Source organism: Bradyrhizobium sp. STM 3561 (genome assembly GCF_045571455.1).
Taxonomy (GTDB): Bacteria; Pseudomonadota; Alphaproteobacteria; order Rhizobiales; family Xanthobacteraceae; genus Bradyrhizobium; species Bradyrhizobium vignae.
Window position 1 is genome coordinate 774,396 of record NZ_CP120695.1, and the last position, 18,660, is coordinate 793,055.

Annotated in this window: 13 protein-coding genes and 1 pseudogene; 12 read left to right on the top strand and 2 right to left on the bottom strand. The window is 64.8% G+C overall.

Annotated features, from left to right (window positions below; all coding sequences use genetic code 11):
- Positions 1 to 2: 2 nt before the first annotated feature.
- Positions 3 to 704, bottom strand: coding sequence for a FecR domain-containing protein (locus tag P6U28_RS03275; protein WP_407121730.1), 702 nt, complete (start codon positions 702 to 704; stop codon positions 3 to 5).
- A 51-nt stretch (positions 705 to 755) separates the two neighbouring features.
- Between P6U28_RS03275 and P6U28_RS03280 the strand changes: the two genes are divergently transcribed.
- The gene (locus P6U28_RS03280) at positions 756 to 2,186 is read left to right on the top strand and encodes a phospholipid carrier-dependent glycosyltransferase (RefSeq protein ID WP_407121731.1); all 1,431 of its coding nucleotides are present in this window, start codon (positions 756 to 758) and stop codon (positions 2,184 to 2,186) included.
- Between the two features lie 54 nt (positions 2,187 to 2,240).
- On the opposite strand, the gene P6U28_RS03285 is transcribed toward P6U28_RS03280, so the two are convergent.
- The gene (locus tag P6U28_RS03285; RefSeq protein WP_407121732.1) at positions 2,241 to 2,882 is read right to left on the bottom strand and encodes an OmpA family protein; all 642 of its coding nucleotides are present in this window, start codon (positions 2,880 to 2,882) and stop codon (positions 2,241 to 2,243) included.
- A 413-nt stretch (positions 2,883 to 3,295) separates the two neighbouring features.
- Between P6U28_RS03285 and P6U28_RS03290 the strand changes: the two genes are divergently transcribed.
- The 11 genes and pseudogenes from P6U28_RS03290 to P6U28_RS03340 all read left to right on the top strand — a co-directional run bounded on the left by P6U28_RS03290 (position 3,296) and on the right by P6U28_RS03340 (position 18,653).
- The gene (locus P6U28_RS03290; RefSeq protein ID WP_122404888.1) at positions 3,296 to 3,517 is read left to right on the top strand and encodes a hypothetical protein; all 222 of its coding nucleotides are present in this window, start codon (positions 3,296 to 3,298) and stop codon (positions 3,515 to 3,517) included.
- A gap of 27 nt (positions 3,518 to 3,544) precedes the next feature.
- Positions 3,545 to 3,771, top strand: a pseudogene (locus tag P6U28_RS03295) (hypothetical protein).
- Positions 3,772 to 3,890: 119 nt separating this feature from the next.
- Complete coding sequence (locus tag P6U28_RS03300; protein WP_407121733.1) at positions 3,891 to 5,051, top strand: winged helix-turn-helix domain-containing protein; 1,161 nt, start codon at positions 3,891 to 3,893, stop codon at positions 5,049 to 5,051.
- Between the two features lie 131 nt (positions 5,052 to 5,182).
- The gene (locus P6U28_RS03305; RefSeq protein ID WP_407121734.1) at positions 5,183 to 6,535 is read left to right on the top strand and encodes an MFS transporter; all 1,353 of its coding nucleotides are present in this window, start codon (positions 5,183 to 5,185) and stop codon (positions 6,533 to 6,535) included.
- A 194-nt stretch (positions 6,536 to 6,729) separates the two neighbouring features.
- A complete protein-coding gene (locus P6U28_RS03310) occupies positions 6,730 to 7,836 on the top strand; it encodes an efflux RND transporter periplasmic adaptor subunit (RefSeq protein WP_122404885.1) in 1,107 nt (368 codons plus the stop codon).
- Positions 7,837 to 8,118: 282 nt separating this feature from the next.
- The gene (locus tag P6U28_RS03315) at positions 8,119 to 11,256 is read left to right on the top strand and encodes an efflux RND transporter permease subunit (RefSeq protein WP_209296700.1); all 3,138 of its coding nucleotides are present in this window, start codon (positions 8,119 to 8,121) and stop codon (positions 11,254 to 11,256) included.
- A 34-nt stretch (positions 11,257 to 11,290) separates the two neighbouring features.
- Entirely contained in the window at positions 11,291 to 11,890 is a 600-nt protein-coding gene (locus P6U28_RS03320; RefSeq protein WP_209296701.1) for a TetR/AcrR family transcriptional regulator, read from the top strand.
- A 181-nt stretch (positions 11,891 to 12,071) separates the two neighbouring features.
- Complete coding sequence (locus P6U28_RS03325; protein ID WP_164937221.1) at positions 12,072 to 12,695, top strand: flavin reductase family protein; 624 nt, start codon at positions 12,072 to 12,074, stop codon at positions 12,693 to 12,695.
- Between the two features lie 308 nt (positions 12,696 to 13,003).
- Positions 13,004 to 15,271: an acyl-CoA dehydrogenase gene (locus tag P6U28_RS03330; RefSeq protein ID WP_407121735.1), complete on the top strand. Its 2,268-nt coding sequence runs from the start codon at positions 13,004 to 13,006 to the stop codon at positions 15,269 to 15,271.
- Entirely contained in the window at positions 15,271 to 16,554 is a 1,284-nt protein-coding gene (locus P6U28_RS03335; protein ID WP_209296703.1) for an acetyl-CoA C-acetyltransferase, read from the top strand. The genes P6U28_RS03330 and P6U28_RS03335 overlap by 1 nt, the downstream gene beginning before the upstream one ends.
- A gap of 2 nt (positions 16,555 to 16,556) precedes the next feature.
- Positions 16,557 to 18,653: a 3-hydroxyacyl-CoA dehydrogenase NAD-binding domain-containing protein gene (locus P6U28_RS03340; protein WP_407121736.1), complete on the top strand. Its 2,097-nt coding sequence runs from the start codon at positions 16,557 to 16,559 to the stop codon at positions 18,651 to 18,653.
- Positions 18,654 to 18,660 lie beyond the last annotated feature (7 nt).

Below are 18,660 nucleotides of genomic sequence, written 5' to 3' on the forward strand. Positions count from 1 at the left end.
CGTCAACGCCCGCACAGCATGCCGTCGTCCTGGACGGCGGGCGTGATGGTCGGCGGGGCGCCGGCGTACTGGTTGATCACGCACAACCCGGCGCTCGCGGCGCAGTTGGCGGCGAAGGTCCAGGGCGGCGTGTTGGTCTTGGTGATGCTCACCTTGCCGCCGGTCGATGTGATGATCGCGGTGTCGCCGGGCTGGGTGAGTTGCACGCACTGAGAGCTTTTCGTGCAGACGCTGGCTGCGCCGTCCTGAAGCACGACCACGGAGCGCCCGCGTTGCGAGAGAATGTCGAGTGTGGTGCCGCGCACGCCGATGGTCGCGAGCGGCGTCGTGATCTTGTAAGCGGCCTTTTCGGAGTGCCCGGTGACGAAGCGGAAGGCGCCGGTGGTCATGCGGATCGCGACGTCGCGATAGCTGTGCTCGTCGTTGAAGACGGTGCGGTCGAGCTTCAGCGTGGCGCTCGGCCCGAGCGACAGATTGGTGCTGTCGGCCATCACGAAACGCGCCGCGCTGTCGGCGCCGGTCCGCACGGTCTCGTCGCGCAGCATGCTGTCGCCGACATTGATCGGCGTCGTGGTCGCGGCGACGCGCACCACCTCGTTCTGGATCACGACGGCCTCGCCGACGCGCGTCTGCGCCTGGGCGCCGGACGCCGCGCAGATTGCGGCCGTGAGCAGTATCGGGAAAAGCCAAAAACGCAAATTCATTTCGCAACCGATCGATGTGCCCCTGATCGTACCGGATCGCGCGCGCTTCTGATGTGGCGGAATTATCACAAGCGGCGCGGGACGTGCGTCATGCTTAGTGACAGCTGCGGCAGAATGCGTTCAATGACGAGAACCACTATCTTTTTTCTCAGCGGTGAAGCAGATTTGCCACGCAAGACGGCCCCACAAAAAATGCTCGAATCGCCCGCGGTTCCAGGGGTGTCGCGGAGCGCAGTGATTGCTGTCGCGATTTTCCTGGTTGCGCATCTGGCGCTGCTGATCGGTCTCACCACGCCGGAAAAATTCGTCTTCGACGAGGTGCATTACGTGCCGGCGGCGCGCCAGATGCTGGCGCCCGTGATGTCGCAGCCGATGCTCAATCCGATGCATCCGCCGCTGGCCAAGGAGCTGATCGCGGCATCGATCGCAACTTTCGGCGACAACGCGCTTGGCTGGCGTTATCCCGCGACATTGTTCGGCGCGCTCGCGATCGTCGCGATCTATCTGTGCGGTCTTGCGCTGTTTTCCGCGCAGGGACCCGCGATCGCCGCGGCCCTGATCGCCGGCCTCAACCAGATGCTGTACGTGCAGGCGCGCATCGCAATGCTGGACATTTTTGCGCTCGGTTTTGGCCTGCTCGCGACCGCGGCCTTCATGCATGGGTTTCGCAGAGAGCGGCCCCAGGCGATGTTTGCGTTCGCGGGGTGCCTGTTCGGCTGTGCGGCGGCCTGCAAGTGGAGCGGCCTGTTTCCGCTTGGCGTGTGTATCGTCATCGTTGCGGTGATCCGCTTGATGCAGGGCTGGCGCACGCTGTTCGCCGACCCGAAGCCGGACGATTGGTATCGGCCGGAGGTTTGGCCAAGCCTGAAGCTGCATCATATCGCGCTCTGCTTCGCGGTCTTGCCGACGGTGGCCTATCTTGCCGCCTTCGTTCCGCTCTATGGATTGTCGCTGCCGGATTTGATCGAGGCGCAGCGGCGGATCTTTGCCGACAACACCACGACGGCCATCGCCGGCCACACCTATATGAGCGCATGGCCGTCCTGGCCGTTGCTCGCGCGGCCGGTGTGGTTCCTGTTCGACAAGACGGCGGAGGACCACGTCGCCGCAATCGTCTTCCTCGGCAATCCGCTGGTAGCGTGGCCGGCGCTGCTCGCGCTCGTCGTGGTGCTGCGCGATTTCATCGTGGCGCGGCGCTGGGACGCGTTCCTGATCGCGGCATTTTATTTCGGTCCCTGGCTCGCCTGGGCGTTGCTGCCGCGCACCCTGGGTTTCATCTATTACTACCTGCCGGCTGCAACTGCAGCGTCGCTGGCGCTGGTCTACGTGCTGCGCCGGGAGGGGCTGCCGCGCTGGCTGCTGTGGGCTTATGTCGGCGTCGCCGCGGCCGCCTTTGCAATCATGCTGCCGATTTCCGCGGCCTTCATCGGCACCTCGATGAAGGGCTTCAACCGGCTGATGCTGTTCCAAAGCTGGATATGACATCGCCGCCTGCCGGGCTGCGGCAAGCTGCGTGTTTTGCCCGACGGTCGCGAGTTACTTCGCCGCCGTCTTGGTGTCCATGTTCACGACCTGGACGCGGCGGTTGATCGGGTCGGCGCCGTTGGCGGCATCCTTCAGCTTGGTCTTGCCGTAGCCGACGGTGACCAGATCATTGCCGTTGAGACCGTAGTTCTGCACCAGGTACTTCTTGATAGTGTCGGCGCGCCGTTCGGAGAGCCCTTGATTGTACTCTTCGCTGCCGATCGCGTCGGTGTGGCCGGCGACCACGAAGGTCGAGCCCTTGAGCGCCGGATCGGACAGAGCCTTGCCGAGCGCCTGCACCGAGGCCACCGACGTCTTGGCGATATCGGCCGAGTTGTAGTCGAACTGGATCTCCAGATCGATCTTCGGCTTGGTCGCAGCGAGCTCGGCGATCTGCTCGCGTTCGCCCGTCGAGAGCGACCTGGTCGATCGGTTGCGCACGGTGTTGAGGAAGGCGGCTTCCCTGGCCTGCGCGGTCGTGTCGGCCTGCGGACCGACGGAGAGGCCGCGGGTCACCGGCTTCGGCTTCAGCGCATCGACGATCTGGCTGGCGGAGATGTTGTTGTCGCCGGCCAGCGCAAGGCTCGCCGTCATCGACAGGGCCGCGGAGAGGGTTATCGCCTTCAGTCCAAAGAACTTATCAAAAAGGGTCATTGTCGTATCCTCGCTGTTACGCCCGATGGCGATTTGATGCCGCGAGCCTAGGGCAGGTTCAACGGCACTGACGTGATCTTGGTCACATTCGAAACTGCGAGCCGAGCTCACTCTTGGTCGGGTTGGCTTGTTCGCGGTTTGCTTCGAACTGCTCCCGAGCGGGTTCCCGGAAATGCGCTTTCACCGATCGTCGCAAAGGCGTCGCGTCGCGGCCCGCCCGCGAACAAGAATTCGTCCAGAAGCCCGCCTAGCACGCGTCAATCATTCGACAATTTGTCCCCTCCGCGACAGGAGCCGAGTTCCGTCCAGTGCCGAGGCCAATTGACCATCAGCGTGACTATCAGTTCTATCGCAGCGGCCCTCCGGATCGGACACTGTCCCTGAGCTCAACGCCCATTTATATCGGCGCAGCGATGATCGCAGTGGCAATCCTGCTGTCGACGCTGATCTCGGGGCTGACCTCCCGCTATATCGGGCTCGAAGGGCCGACCGACGAGAACATGTGGCTGGTCGACCGCCTCACCGGCAGCGTTTATCGCTGCCAGGCGGAGGCACGCGGCAAGGCCGTGTGCGAGCCGGATGTCGCGACCGGAAGCCTCGGTGACCGGTCGAAGGCGCCGAAGGACGGCCGCTGATCCTGTCTTCGCAGCGCAGCAAGATAATTGTGTCGCGTCCACACTTTCGTGTCACCCGCATCCGCGGCGATGATGGCCAGCACCAAGGACAACATGATGAAGTCCGCCGCCGCGATAGGCGGTACGCCAGATGCCTCGGCCAAGATGGCGTCCAACAAGGAAATGGCCATGGCAGCACCGACATGAGCAATGGCAAGATGAAGAGTGCCTGCATGCACTACATGAAATCGCAGAAAGCAATGATGGCGAAGTAGGCTTCGGCGCGTCATCCGCCGCGCTGTCAGCAGGTGGCAGCGCGGTTTTTCTTTGGCCGCTCCCGCGGTCCTCTTTCCTCCTTCTTGTTGGCGCGAATCCCGCTACATTGCCTGCTGCAATGTCCCGTACGCCCAAACCGCTTCCACTCACCACGACACAGGCCCGGCGGATCTGGCTGCATGCCCAGCGGCTGGACGAGCGCATCCCGTTCGGCGACGGAGCGCAGGCCGTGGCGGACGCGGTCGCCCATCTCGGCTATGTGCAGATCGACACCATCAACGTCATCGAGCGGTGTCATCACCACATCCTGTTCAGCCGCATTCCGTCCTATCGTCGCGCCGATCTGGGCCAAGCCCAGAGCACCGACAAGAGCGTATTCGAATACTGGACGCATGCGTTGTCCTACGTCCCGGCGAGCGATTTCCGCTTCTTCCTGCCGGCGATGCGCGAGCATCGGCGCGAGGGGCACAAATGGTTTGCTTCGGTGAAACCGGCCGACACGCGCAAGGTGATGCGGCTGCTGCGCGCCGGTCCGCTGACGATCCGCGACATCGATGACGACGTGCTGGTCGAGAAGGAGCATCTGTGGCAGAGCCGCAAGCCGTCGAAGCGGGCGTTGCAGCTCGCCTTCTATACCGGCGCCGTGACCATCAGTGAGCGCCAGGGCATGCTCAAAACGTACGAGCTGATGACGCGCCATTTCGGCTGGGACAAGCTGCCGAAGGCGGCGTCGGCTGGCGAGATCACGGCCTATCTGCTCGACCGCGCGCTGCGCTCGCAGGGCGTGGTCAGCCTCGATTCGATCTGCCATCTCGACGCGCCGCGCAAGAAGCCGGTCGCACGCCTGATCGCCTCGCGCGTCCGCCGCGGCGAGCTCCTGCCTGTTACGATCGAGGGCGCCGGCAAGCAGGAGCATTGGGCCTCGCCCGCAGCGTTGGAGCCGCATGAGGTATCTCCCGATCTCGTCCACATTCTTTCGCCGTTCGATCCCCTGATCATCCAGCGCAAGCGCACCAATCTGATCTTCGGCTACAACCACCTGTTCGAAGCCTATGTGCCGAAGGCCAAGCGCAAATTCGGCTACTTCGCGCTGCCCGTGCTGGTCGGCGACGAGATCGTCGCCGCGCTCGATCTCAAGACCGATCGGCAGGCGAAGAAGCTGTTGATGCAGAAATGGACCTGGGTCGGGCAGGGCAAGAAGACGGCGGGACGAAAGGAGCTCAAGCGCAAGATCGAGGACGAGCTCGATCGCTTCGAGCGGTTTCAATTGGCGGAGTGAGACGCCTTCTGCGTCGGCGCAATGGCTTGATCCGGCTGCGCCCCGTGCATTGCTCGCTCCATTGACTCTTTGCCCGCGATGCTCAAAACCGCCCACTCGGCCCACAAAAGCAACAACCCCGGGGGGAAGCCATGAGCCAGACCACCTATGCCGGTTCCGCCGGCGGCGCCAAGAGCGCCAGCAAAAGCGACAGCAAGAGCGACATCGAAACCTCGACCATCCGCGCCATCTCCTGGCGTCTGATTCCGTTCCTGGTGCTGGCCTACTTCTTCTCCTATCTCGACCGCGTCAATCTCGGCTTCGCCGCGCTGACCATGAACGCCGAGCTGAAATTCACGCCGCTGATCTTCTCCTGGGGCGCCGGCATCTTCTTCATCGGCTATTTCATCTTCGAGGTGCCGAGCAACCTCGCGCTGGAAAGATTCGGCGCGAGCCGCTGGATCGCCCGCATCATGGTGACCTGGGGCATCATCTCGGCGCTGATGGCGGTGGTGAGCGGCGTCACCAGCTTCTACGTGCTGCGCTTCCTGCTCGGCGTCGCCGAGGCCGGCTTCTTCCCCGGCATCATCCTCTATCTCACTTATTGGTACCCGGCCGAATATCGCGCCCGCTTCCTCGCGGCCTTCGCCATCGCGGTGCCGGTCTCGACCGTGATCGGCGCGCCGATCTCGGGCCTCTTGCTCGGGCTCGACGGCATGATGGGGCTGAAGGGCTGGCAGTGGCTGTTCATCATCGAGGGCATCCCCTCGGTGCTGCTCGGCATCGTCACCTGGTTCTATCTCACCGACAAGCCGGAGAAGGCGGACTGGCTCTCTTCCGAGCAGAAGGCCTGGCTCAAGGCGAAGCTCGATGCCGAGATCGCCATCAAGCAGGCCGTGAAGCATCCCTCGCTGGGCGAAGCCTTGTCCTCGCCGAAGGTGATCGCGCTCAGCCTGATCTATTTCGGCTTTGTCGGTGCGCTCTATGGCATGCAGTTCTGGCTGCCGCAGATCGTCAAGGCGTTCGGCCTCACCAACGCGCAGACCGGCTTCGTCACCGCGATCCCCTATCTGTTCGGCACCATCGCCATGATCCTGTGGGCGCGGCATTCGGATGCGAGCCGCGAGCGCGTCATGCATGTCGGCGCCCCGCTGCTGCTCACCGCCGTCGCGCTCGGCGTCTCCTCCTATCTCACGGATCCCACCCTCACGATGTTGGTGCTGACGGTGGCCGCGGTCGGCGTGTTCTGCTGCTTCGGCGTGTTCTGGACCCTGCCGACCGCCTGGCTGTCCGGCACGGCGGCGGCCGGCGCCATCGCCCTGATCAACTCGATCGGCAATCTCGCCGGCTTCGGCGGTCCCTATCTGATCGGCTGGGTCAAGGAGGCCACCGGCCAGACCTCGACCGGCCTCCTGGTGCTCGCGGTGCTGCCGTTGATCGCCGGGATCCTCGTCTTCGCCGGCGGCCACGACAGCAAGCACGAGTTCAGCGAACAGAAGCGGTGAGGGCGAAACCCACCGCTGCGTAGATCCTATGGGTGACGGGTGGTCCAGGCGCCATCCGGGCACCCGCCTGGCAACGGTCCTCTGAAACGCTCACCAGCTTTGACGATCACGGTTTCCTGATGACTGACGATTATTGACTTTTATCAGTGATTAGTCGACATTCCTCTCATTCGAGATGCTAGGAGTGTCCTTCGATGTTCGTCCGGTCCGTTTTGTCGAGCTATTCCAGGCTGTTGGCAGGTGTGTCGCTGGCCCTGATGGCCGCCAGCCTCGCCGGATGCAATGATACCGTCGCCGAGAAGGCCGAGCCCCCACGGCCGGTCTTGGTCGCGACCGCGCATTATGATGCCGAAACTCCGGAGCGCAGCTTCGTCGGGACCATCAAGCCGCGGATCGAAAGCGATCTCGGCTTCCGCGTCGCCGGCAAGGTGGCAAAGCGCCTGGTCGAAGTCGGCCAGACGGTCGAGGTCGGCCAGCCGCTGGCCACCCTCGACGAGGTCGACCTGAAGCTCCAGGCCGAGCAGGCGGTGGCGGAGCAGACCGCCGCAACCGGCGTGCTGGCCCAGGCCGCTGCCGCCGAGCAGCGCGCCAAGGATCTGAAGGCGAAGGGCTGGACCACGGATGCGCAGCTGGATTCGAGCCGTGCGGCTGCCGACGAGGCCCGCGCACGCCTCGATCGCGCCGTTCGCTCGGTCGAGCTGACCAAGAATTCCCTTTCCTACGCGACGCTTGTTGCCGACGCCCGCGGCGTCGTCACCGCAACGCTGATCGAGCCCGGCCAGGTGGTCGCCGCGGGCCAGGCTTCGATCCGTGTCGCCCGTTTTGCCGAGAAGGAAGCGGTCGTCGCGATCCCTGAGACGCTGGTTGGACGCGCCAAGTCGGGCGTCGCCAGCGTCACTCTTTGGTCCGAGCCGGATAAGAAATATGCGGCCAAGCTGCGCGAGATCGCGCCGGCTGCCGACCCGGCCACGCGCACCTATCTGGCAAAGTTCTCGCTGCCCGAGGCGGACGACAAGGTCGCGCTCGGCATGACCGCGACGCTGACGCTGTCTGACGCCGCAACCGAGCGCGTCGCCCGGCTGCCCCTGTCGGCGCTGTTCAACGAAGGCGGCAAGCCGTCCTTCTTCGTTGTCGACGACAATGGCTCCGTCACCTTGAGGCCGGTCGCAGTGAAGTCCTACGAGAGCAACGACGTGCTCATCACCGGCGGCGTCGAAGAGGGCGCCAAGATCGTCGCCCTCGGCGTGCAGAAGCTCGATCCGAGCCAGCGGGTGCGGATCGTGTCGTCCCTGAGTTTCTAGTTTCCGTCATTCCGGGGCGCGCGTAGCGCGAACTACGGTGCGCAATTGCGCACCTGAGAATCTCGAGATTCCGGGTCCGGTCCTTCGGCTATCCCGGAATGACAAGGAAATTGAATTCCGTCGTGTGAGGTGAGTTTCGGCCTTTGTCCCTAAGCAAAGGCTGAAGCGGCGAAGCGATCCAGAACCTGCCCAGCCCCCTGGATTTGCTTCGCTGCCTCGCGACGACGGTTCGAACAGAGCGGCTGTGGTTGTTTGCAACTGGATCGTCTTTCGGAGAGTGCGATGAAGCGCTTCAACCTTTCGGCCTGGGCCGTCAGCCATCCGACGCTGGTTCTCTTCCTGATGGTCGTGCTCGGCGTTGCCGGCTTCTTCTCCTATGAGAAGCTCGGCCGTGCCGAGGATCCGTTCTTCACGGTGAAGGTGGTCAACGTGTCCGTGATCTGGCCCGGCGCAACCGCGCAGGAGATGCAGACGCAGGTCGCCGATCCCATCGAGAAGAAGATCCAGGAGCTGCCCTATTTCGAGAAGGTGCAAACCTATTCCAAGCCCGCCTTCACCGCGCTCCAGGTCACCTTCCGCGACAACACGCCGCCGAAGGACGTGCCCTACCTCTTCTACCTGCTGCGCAAGAAGCTGGTCGACGTGCAGGGCCAGCTGCCCTCCGGCATTCTCGGACCCGTCGTCAACGACGAGTTCTCCGACGTCGATTCCATCCTGTACATGATGACCGGCGACGGCGCCGACTATGCCCAGCTCAAGAAGGTCTCGGAAGGATTCCGTCAGCGCCTGTTGAAGGTGCCTGGCGTGACCAAGGTCGACGTCTACGGCAACCAGGACGAGCGCATCTTCGTCGAGTTCAGCCACGCCAAGCTCGCCACGCTCGGCATCACGCCGCAGGCACTGTTCGATTCCCTTGCCAAGCAGAACAACGTGACGCCGGCCGGTACGGTAGAGACTTCGTCGCAGCGCGTGCCGCTGCGCGTCACCGGCGCGCTCGACGGCGCCAAGGCCGTCGCCGAGACGCCGGTCGAGAGCAACGGCCGCGTGTTCCGTCTCGGCGATATCGCCACCGTCACCCATGGCTTCGTCGATCCGCCGAGCTTCGTCGTGCGCCAGGAAGGCAAGCCCGCGATCGGCATCGGCATCGTCACCGCCAAGGGCGCCAACATCCTCGATCTCGGCAAGGAGGTCGAGAAGGCGACCGCCGAGTTCATGAAGGCCGTGCCGCAAGGCATCGACGTCAAGCTGATCGCCGACCAGCCCAAGGTGGTCGAGCACGCCGTCGGCGAGTTCGTTCACTCCTTCATGGAGGCGCTCGTCATCGTGCTGTTCGTCTCGTTCCTGGCGCTCGGCTGGCGCACCGGCATTGTGGTCGCGCTGTCGGTGCCCTTGGTGCTCGGCATTGTCTTCATCGTCATGAACACGATGTCGCTCGACCTGCATCGCATCACGCTCGGCGCGCTGATCATCGCGCTCGGCCTGCTCGTCGACGACGCCATCATCGCGGTCGAGATGATGGTGGTGAAGATGGAGCAGGGCTGGGATCGCATGCGCGCGGCGTCCTTTGCCTGGGAATCAACTGCGTTTCCGATGCTCACGGGGACGCTGGTCACGGCCGCTGGCTTCCTCCCCATCGGCTTTGCCAATTCCGCGGTCGGCGAATATGCCGGCAGCATCTTCTGGATCGTGGCGATCGCGCTGGTCGCCTCCTGGTTCGTGGCGGTGATCTTCACGCCCTATATCGGCGTCAAGCTGCTGCCCGACATGAAGGCCCACCACCACCATGATCCGCACGCGGTCTACGAGACCCGGATGTACCGGGGCCTGCGCGCCATCGTGCAATGGTGCGTCAACCATCGCATCACCGTGGTGGCCGCGACCGTCGGCGTCTTCATTGCTTCGATCGTCGGCTTCGGCCATGTCCAGCAGCAGTTCTTCCCGCTGTCGGAGCGGCCCGAGCTGTTCCTGCAGCTGCGTCTGCCCGAGGGTACCGCCTTCAACGTCACCGAGAAGGCGGTGAAGGAGGCCGAGACGCTGCTCAAGGATGACAAGGACATCGAGACCTACACCGCCTATGTCGGCCAGGGCTCGCCGCGCTTTTGGCTGGGCCTCAACCCGCAGCTGCCGAACGAGGCCTTTGCCGAGATCGTCATCGTCGCCAAGGGCGTCGAAGCGCGCGAGCGCGTCAAGGCCAAGATCGAGAACGCGGCAGCTGACGGTTTCCTCTCCGAGGCGCGCGTGCGCGTCGACCGCTTCAACTTCGGTCCGCCGGTCGGCTTCCCCGTCCAGTTCCGCGTGATCGGCCCCGACGCCAACAAGGTGCGCGAGATCGCCTATCAGGTCCGCGATGTCATGCGGCAGAACAAGAGCGTCAAGGACGTCCAGCTCGACTGGAACGAGCAGTCTCCCTATCTCAAGCTCGTCGTCGACCAGGATCGTGCCCGCGCCATGGGACTGACCCCGCAGGACGTCTCGCAGGCACTCGCGATGCTGATCTCGGGCGCGCAGGTCACCACCGTGCGCGACGGCATCGAGAAGGTCGGCGTGGTCGCCCGTGCGATTCCCTCCGAACGCCTCGATCTCGGCGGTGTCGGTGATCTCACCATCACCTCGCGCAATGGCGTCGCTGTGCCGCTGCAGCAGATCGCCAGAATCGAGTATTCCCACGAGGAGCCGATCATGTGGCGGCGCAATCGCGACATGGCGATCACGGTGCGCTCCGACGTCGTCGACGGCGTGCAGGCGCCGGATGTCACCAACCAGATCACGCCGAAGCTGAAGGCGATCAAGGATCATCTCGAGCCGGCCTACCGGATCGAGCCGGGCGGGGCGTTCGAAGAGTCTGCCAAGGGCAATGCCTCGATCTTCATCCTCTTCCCGGTGATGGTCATGGTGATGCTGACGCTGCTGATGATCCAGCTGCAGAGCTTCTCGCGCTTGATCCTGGTGTTCCTGACCGCGCCGCTCGGCATCGTCGGTGCCTCGCTCGGCCTCAACGTTGCCAATGCCCCGTTCGGCTTCGTGGCCCTGCTCGGCCTGATCGCGCTCGCCGGCATGATCATGCGCAACACCGTGATCCTGGTCGACCAGATCGAGACCGACGTCTCCCACGGCCTGACCCGGCGCGAGGCGATCGTGGAAGCGACCGTCCGCCGCGCCCGTCCGGTGGTGTTGACGGCGCTGGCCGCCATCCTCGCCATGATCCCGCTGTCGCGCTCGGCCTTCTGGGGCCCGATGGCGATCACCATCATGGGCGGCTTGTTCGTCGCGACCTTCCTGACGCTCCTGTACCTGCCGGGTCTTTACGCCCTGTGGTTCAGGAAGAGCCTGGACGAGGCCGGCACCGCCGAACAGCCTGCCGCGCCGCAGCATGGGAGCGATGACCGGCGCGCAATTCCACTTGCTGAGGCGGCTGAATAAGTGAGATGAAGTATTGAGGAACGAGTCCTGAGAGATGACACTGGTTGCGGAACATATCGAAGGCGACACCCGGGATCGTATTCTCGAGGTGGCTGAGCGGCTGTTCCGCCAGATCGGTTACCAGAAGACCACGGTCGGCGACATCGCCAAGGAACTCCGGATGAGCCCCGCCAACGTCTATCGCTTCTTCGAATCGAAGAAGGCGATCCACCAGGCGGTGGCCCGGTCGCTGATGGGGGAGGTCGAGCTTGAGGCCCAGCGGATCGTGGCGAGGCCCGGTCCGGTCAAGGAGCGCTTCCGCGAGTTGCTCACCACCATCCACCGCATGAACACCGAGCGCTATGTCGGCGACAACAAGCTGCATGAGATGGTCGAGATCGCCATGCAGGAGGACTGGGACGTCTGCGCCTCCCACATGGAATGTATCGCCGGATTGATTGGGCAGATGATCGCGCAAGGCGTGGCCTCCGGCGAGTTCGAGGCTCCCGACCTGCAACTGGCTGCGCTCTGTTCCTGCACCGCGATGATGCGCTTCTTCCACCCGCAGATGATCGCCCAGTGCGCCACCAAGCCGGGCCCGAACATCGACCAGATGATCGATTTCGTCATCGCGGGTCTGTCCCCGCGCCACTGACGGGCGGGGCCGTTTCTTCCTATAAGCAGGCCGACCGCTCCCGGCTGACGGCCGCGTGGCGGTCCGGGACGGATCATCAAACTCCGTCATTGCGAGCGTAGCGAAGCAATCGAGGCTGTCTCCGCGGACGGATTCCGGCTTGCTTCGCTGCGCTCGCAATGACGAGCAGGGGAAAGCCAGCGTGACCGACAAAGACCTCCACTTCTACGAGCCCTCCAAGGGCCACGGCCTCAAGCACGACCCCTTCAATGCCATCATCGCGCCGCGGCCGATCGGCTGGATCTCTTCGCGCGACGCCAGGGGCCACGTCAATCTCGCGCCCTACAGCTTCTTCAACGCGTTCTGCTACGTGCCGCCGATCATCGGCTTCTCCTCTACCAACTGGAAGGACACGGTCGAGAACATGCAGCAGACCGGCGAGTTCGTCTGGAATCTGGCCACGATGGACCTGGCGAAGCACATGAATGCGACTGCGGCCCATGTCGCCCCCGAGGTCGACGAGTTCGAGGTCGCGGGCCTCACCGCTGTACCCGGCAAGCTCGTCAACGTGCCGCGCGTGGCTGAGAGCCCCGTCGCCTTCGAGTGCAAGGTGTCCGATATCGTCCGCCTCAAGGGTGCCGACGGCAGGGAGGCCGACGCGTGGCTGACCCTCGGCGAGGTCGTCGCCGTCCACATCGACAAGGCCTTGATCAAGGATGGCGTCTACCAGACCGCCGCCGCCCGCCCCATCGTTCGCGCCGGCCGCCGCGGCGACTATTTCGAGATCAAGCCGGAAAACATGTTCGAGATGGTGCGGCCGGATTAGGCCGGCTTTTCTCTCCACGCGTCATTCCGGGGCGCGCCGCAAGGCGCGAACCCGGAATCCATTCATCTACCCACGCTGCCGCACGATGGATGCTCTGGTGCGCAATTGAGCACCAGAGTTCACGCTTCGCGCGCTCCGGAATGACGGCGAGAGATCGACCGCATTTCTTCTCCCGGAACTGCCGCCGCACCCTCGCCGTTATGGTTCGGGGCCGCCAGGCCGCGTCAATTTTGCAGGCGAACGCTCCACCGCGGCCAGCCAATTTCCGCTAAAATGCCCGACACCCGCGCCGATGCATGAGGTCCGCCATGAGCTTCCGCCGCGACACCCTGACAAAGCCGATCTTCTCCTGGGCGCGCGGCGTGTTGCCCGCGATGTCCGATACCGAGCGCGAGGCACTGGAGGCGGGCGACGTCTGGTGGGATGCCGATCTTTTCACCGGCAACCCTGATTGGTCGAAGCTGCTGAAGGTTCGGCAGCCGACGCTAACGGACGAGGAACGGGCCTTCCTCGATGGTCCCGTCGACGAGCTCTGCGCCATGCTCGACGAGTGGAAGATCTTCTGGGAATTGCGCGATCTGCCGCAGGACGTCTGGCACTTCGTCAAGCGCGAAAAGTTCTTCGGCATGATCATTCCGAAGGAGTTCGGCGGGCTCGGCTTCTCGCCCTACGCGCATTCAGAAGTGGTGCGCAAGATCTCGACCCGCTCGATCGCCGCGGCCGTTACCGTGATGGTGCCGAACTCGCTCGGTCCCGGCGAGCTCCTGATGCGGTTCGGCACCAGGGAGCAGCAGCAGCGCTGGCTGCCGCGCCTCGCCGACGGCCGCGACATTCCCTGCTTCGGCCTCACCAGCCCGGAAGCCGGCTCCGACGCCGCCTCCATGGTCGACACCGGCATCATCTGCAAGGGCGACTTCGAGGGGCGCGAGGTCGTCGGCCTCAGGTTGAACTGGCACAAACGCTACATCACGCTCGGTCCGGTCGCGACGCTGCTCGGCCTCGCCTTCAAGGCCTATGATCCCGATCGCCTCGTCGGCGATCAGGAAGAGCACGGCATCACCGTGGCGCTGATCCCGACCAACCTGCCCGGCGTCGAGATCGGGCAGCGCCATCTGCCCTCGATGCAGGTATTTCAGAACGGCCCGAATCGGGGCCGCGACGTGTTCATCCCGCTCGACTATGTCATCGGCGGCAAGGAGCGGCTCGGACAAGGCTGGAAGATGCTGATGACCGCGCTCGCCGCCGGCCGCGGCATCTCGCTGCCGTCGCTCTCTGCTGCGGGTGCCGCCTATGCCGCGCGCACCACTGGCGCCTATGCCCGCATCCGCGAGCAGTTCGGCATCTCGATCGCCAAGTTCGAAGGCGTCGAGGAGCCGCTCGCGCGCATTGTCGCGACTGCCTACCAACTCGATGCGGCGCGCCGGCTGACCTGCGCGGCGCTGAATGCCGGCGTTCATCCCGCCGTCATCTCCGGCATCATGAAGCTGCACGCGACCGAGCGGATGCGGGTTGCGATCGATGACGCCATGGACATCCATGGCGGCAAGGCCGTGATCGACGGTCCGCAAAACTATCTCGGCAATCTCCATCGCGCAGTGCCGGTCGGCATCACGGTGGAAGGCGCCAACATCCTGACCCGCAATCTCATCGTGTTCGGGCAGGGCGCCATCCGCGCCCATCCCTATCTGCTCGACGAAATGAATGCGCTGGCGGATGCCGATCGCGAGCGCGGGCTCACCGCGTTCGACAAGGCGTTCTGGAAGCACGCCGGCCACAGTTTCCGGACTCTGTTTCGCGCCTTGGGCCGCAGCTGGACCTTTGGCGCATTCGCGCCGGCGCCCGATGCGGGCGATGCTACGCCATTCTACCGCCAGCTCTCGCGCTATTCGGCGGCCTTTGCGCTCTGCGCCGACCTGACGCTGCTGACGCTCGGCGGCGCGCTCAAACGCAAGGAGATGCTGTCGGCCCGCTTCGGCGACATCCTGTCCGAACTTTATCTGCTCTCGGCCGCGCTGAAGCGCTGGCAAGATGAAGGCCGCCAGAAGGAAGATTTTGCCGCGTTGGAATGGTGCATGGCGACCGGCTTCAAAACCATCGAGAACCGGCTTGCCGAGATCCTCGCCAATCTGCCCAACTGGTTCGTCGCCGGCTTCCTCAAGGTCGTGGTCCAGCCTTTCGGCGCCCGTGTGCTCGGCCCTTCCGACCGCGTCGTGCACCGATGCGCGAGCCTGGCGCTGGAGCCATCGGCGGCACGCGAGCGCCTCACGCCGGATCTGGCCCATGTCGATGACGACGGCGGCTTTGCCCGGCTGGAACGCGCGTTCAAGCTGGTCGCGAGCACGGACGCCATCGCCAAGCGCCTGCGTGCCGCGCGCGTCCGCGACTGGAAGGAGGCGGTCACAAAAGGCGTGATCACGCAAGCCGAGGGCGAGCAACTCGCCGCTGCCCGCGAAGCCGTCGCAAAAGTGATCGAGGTCGACGATTTTGCGCCGGATGTACTGTCGCCGATTTACAAGAAAACCGTCAACGTGCATCAGTTCTTCCAGGAACTCGGTGAACAGAGGGCGGCGAGCTGATGGCGCGACCGGTATTCATCGTCGACGGCAGTCGGACCCCGTTCTTGAAGGCGCGTTCGGGGCCAGGTCCGTTTACGCCGGTCGATCTCGCCGTGCAGTGCGGCCGGCCGCTCCTGGCGCGCCAGCCGTTCGCCCCTGACAGCTTCGATCAAGTCATCCTCGGCTGCGTCAACGTGATCGCGGACGAGATGAATCCCGCCCGCGTTGCCGCGCTCCGGCTCGGCATGGGCGAGGACATGGTCGCCTTCACCGTGCAGATCAATTGCGGCTCCGGCATGCAGTCGATCGACACCGCCTACCGCTACATCCGCGAAGGCCATGCCGACATGATCCTCGCCGGCGGCACCGAGGCGCTCAGCCACGCGCCGCTGGTTTGGCCAAACGCGGGCGTGCGCTGGTTTGCCGGCCTTGCCACCGCCAAGGGCGTTGCCGCGAAGATCGCCTCGGCGTTCAAGCTGCGGCCGCGCTATCTCAAGCCGATCATCGGTCTCGAGCGCGGCCTGACCGATCCCGTCACCGACCTGAACATGGGCCAGACCGCCGAGGTCGTCGGCCATCTCTTCGGCATCACGCGCGCGCAGTCCGATGCCTATGCCGCCGAGAGCCATCGCCGCCTCGCGCATGCGCAAGGCGCGGGTTTTCTCAAGGGCGAGGTCGAGACCGCCTTCTCACGCGACGGCAAGTTCTTCGACCACGATGACGGCGTGCGGCCGGACTCGACGCCCGAGTCTCTGGCAAAGCTGAGGCCGGTGTTCGAACGCCCCTGGGGGCAGGTCACCGCCGGCAATTCCTCGCAAATCACCGACGGCGCGTCCTGGATCATTCTGGCTTCCGACGCGGCGGTGGCCAAGCACAAGCTGACGCCGAAGGCCGTCATCGTCGACAGCCATTGGGCTGCGCTCGACCCCAGCATCATGGGGCTCGGTCCGGTGATGTCCGTAACGCCGCTGCTCACGCGCAACGACCTCACCATCAAGGACGTCGAGACCTGGGAGCTGAACGAGGCTTTCGCCACCCAGGTGCTCGGCTGTCTCGCCGCCTGGAACGACGACAAGTTCTGCCGCGAGATTCTCGGGCTCGACGGCGCGGCCGGTGAGATCGACCGCGATAGGCTCAATGTCGACGGCGGCGCCATCTCGCTCGGCCATCCCGTCGGCACCTCCGGCAACCGCATCGTGCTGCATCTCGTCAACGCGATGAAGCGGCTCGGCACGCGGCGCGGCGTTGCCACCGAATGCATCGGCGGCGGGCTCGGCGGCGCCATGCTGATCGAGGCGGTGTGACCATGGATTCCAAGATCATGACTGCGCTTGGCGACCGGCTGCTGGAGCTCGGGCCCAAGCCGGCGGCAGACAGTCGCTACAAGCATTTCAAGTTGACGCGCGATGCCGACGGCGTCGCCTGGCTGCTGTTCGATCGCGCCGAGACGAGCGCCAACACGCTGTCCTCCGACGTGATGGAGGAGTTCGACGCGGTGCTTGCAGCGATCGAGACCGAGCGTCCCGGCGGCCTCGTCATCCGCTCGGCAAAGCCCTCCGGCTTCATTGCGGGCGCCGATGTCAACGAATTCCGCGGTGCGTCCGACCCTGGAATGGTGGAGACGCGCATCCGCGCCGCGCATGCGGTGGTCGACCATCTGGAAGCCTTGAGGCTGCCGACGGTCGCGGTCATCCACGGCTTCTGCCTCGGCGGCGGGCTCGAGGTGGCGCTGGCCTGTCAGGCGCGCATCGCCATCGACGGCGCGCGCTTCGGCTTCCCGGAGGTGATGCTCGGCCTGCATCCCGGCCTCGGCGGTACCGCGCGGTTCACCGCGCTGGTCAATCCGACCCGGTCGATGGCGCTCATGCTGACCGGCCGCACCATCGACGCGCGCCGGGCCAAATCACTCGGCCTCGTCGATGCCGTGACGCAGGAGCGGCACGTCCAGTGCGCCGTGAGGGATGCGCTGTTCGGCCGGCTCAAGCGGTCCAAGCCCGGTCTGCTCGCGCGTGCGGCCAATCTCGGAGCGATACGTGGCCTGCTGGCCAAGCGCATGCGTGCGGAGGCGGCAAAGGCCGCATCCCGCGAACATTATCCCGCGCCTTACGCGCTGATCGATCTCTGGGAGACCCATGGCGGCAGCAAGGCCGCGATGCTGAAGGCCGAGCAGGCGTCCTTCGCCAAGCTGATGGTGACGCCGACCGCGCAGAATTTGATCCGCGTGTTCTTCCTGCGCGAGCAAATGAAGAAGGCCGCAGGCTCCGGCAGCAGGGTGAAGCACGTCCACGTCATCGGCGCCGGCGCCATGGGTGGGGACATCGCGGCCTGGTGTGCGGGGCAGGGGCTGCGCGTCTCGCTCGCCGACATGAAGCCGGAGCCGATCGCGGGCGCGGTCAAGCGCGCGGCCGAGCTCTACGGCAAGATCATCCGCAAGCCCACGGAGGTGCGCGACGCGCTCGACCGCCTTATCCCCGACATGGACGGTGAGGGTGTCCGTAACGCCGATCTCATCATCGAGGCCGTGCCGGAGAAGCTGGAGCTGAAGCAGAAGGTCTATGCCGGCCTCGAACCATGGATGAAGCCCGGTGCGATCCTCGCCACCAATACCTCGAGCATTCCGCTTCAGGATCTGCGCACCACGCTGGCGCGGCCGGAGCGGCTGGTCGGCCTTCACTTCTTCAATCCGGTATCGCGGCTGCAGCTGGTCGAGGTCGTCAGCCATGACGGCAACCCCCCTGAGGCGCTGAAGGAGGCGCTCGCCTTCGTCGGCGCGATCGACCGGCTGCCGCTCGCGGTGAGGACCTCACCCGGCTTCCTCGTCAACCGCGCGCTGACGCCGTACATGCTGGAAGCGATGGTGATGCTGGACGAGAAGATCGACCAGCGCCTGATCGACGCCGCGGCCGAGCAGTTCGGGATGCCGATGGGGCCGATCGAACTCGCCGATCAGGTCGGGCTCGACATCTGCCTCGACGTTGGCGACATGCTGCGCACCAAGTTCGGCGATCTCCTGCCGCCGACGCCGGCCTGGTTGCGCGAGAAGGTCGCCAAGGGCGAGCTCGGTCGCAAAGCCGGCAAGGGTTTTTACACCTGGAGGGACGGCAAGGCCGTGAAGGCGCCGCTGCCGGAGACCGGCCCGCGCGTCACCGACCAGATGATCGATCGCCTGGTGCTGCCGATGTCCAATGTCTGCATCGCGTGCTTGCGCGAAGGCATCGTCGATGATCCCGATGCGGTCGACGGCGCCATGATCTTCGGGACCGGCTATGCACCGTTCCGTGGCGGTCCGCTGAACTATGCCCGCACGCGCGGCGCGGAAAACATTGTATCCACCCTGCGTGCGCTGGCGGAGCGATTCGGCGAGCGCTTCGCGCCCGATCCGGGCTGGGACAATTTCAATTGAGCAATCT

Bases quoted from the DNA above. Each gene is read 5' to 3' on its own strand.
- P6U28_RS03275 (WP_407121730.1), bottom strand. From the start codon at position 704: ATGAATTTGCGTTTTTGGCTTTTCCCGATACTGCTCACGGCCGCAATC.
- P6U28_RS03280 (WP_407121731.1), top strand. From the start codon at position 756: ATGTGGCGGAATTATCACAAGCGGCGCGGGACGTGCGTCATGCTTAGT.
- P6U28_RS03285 (WP_407121732.1), bottom strand. From the start codon at position 2,882: ATGACCCTTTTTGATAAGTTCTTTGGACTGAAGGCGATAACCCTCTCC.
- P6U28_RS03290 (WP_122404888.1), top strand. From the start codon at position 3,296: ATGATCGCAGTGGCAATCCTGCTGTCGACGCTGATCTCGGGGCTGACC.
- P6U28_RS03300 (WP_407121733.1), top strand. From the start codon at position 3,891: ATGTCCCGTACGCCCAAACCGCTTCCACTCACCACGACACAGGCCCGG.
- P6U28_RS03305 (WP_407121734.1), top strand. From the start codon at position 5,183: ATGAGCCAGACCACCTATGCCGGTTCCGCCGGCGGCGCCAAGAGCGCC.
- P6U28_RS03310 (WP_122404885.1), top strand. From the start codon at position 6,730: ATGTTCGTCCGGTCCGTTTTGTCGAGCTATTCCAGGCTGTTGGCAGGT.
- P6U28_RS03315 (WP_209296700.1), top strand. From the start codon at position 8,119: ATGAAGCGCTTCAACCTTTCGGCCTGGGCCGTCAGCCATCCGACGCTG.
- P6U28_RS03320 (WP_209296701.1), top strand. From the start codon at position 11,291: ATGACACTGGTTGCGGAACATATCGAAGGCGACACCCGGGATCGTATT.
- P6U28_RS03330 (WP_407121735.1), top strand. From the start codon at position 13,004: ATGAGCTTCCGCCGCGACACCCTGACAAAGCCGATCTTCTCCTGGGCG.
- P6U28_RS03335 (WP_209296703.1), top strand. From the start codon at position 15,271: ATGGCGCGACCGGTATTCATCGTCGACGGCAGTCGGACCCCGTTCTTG.
- P6U28_RS03340 (WP_407121736.1), top strand. From the start codon at position 16,557: ATGGATTCCAAGATCATGACTGCGCTTGGCGACCGGCTGCTGGAGCTC.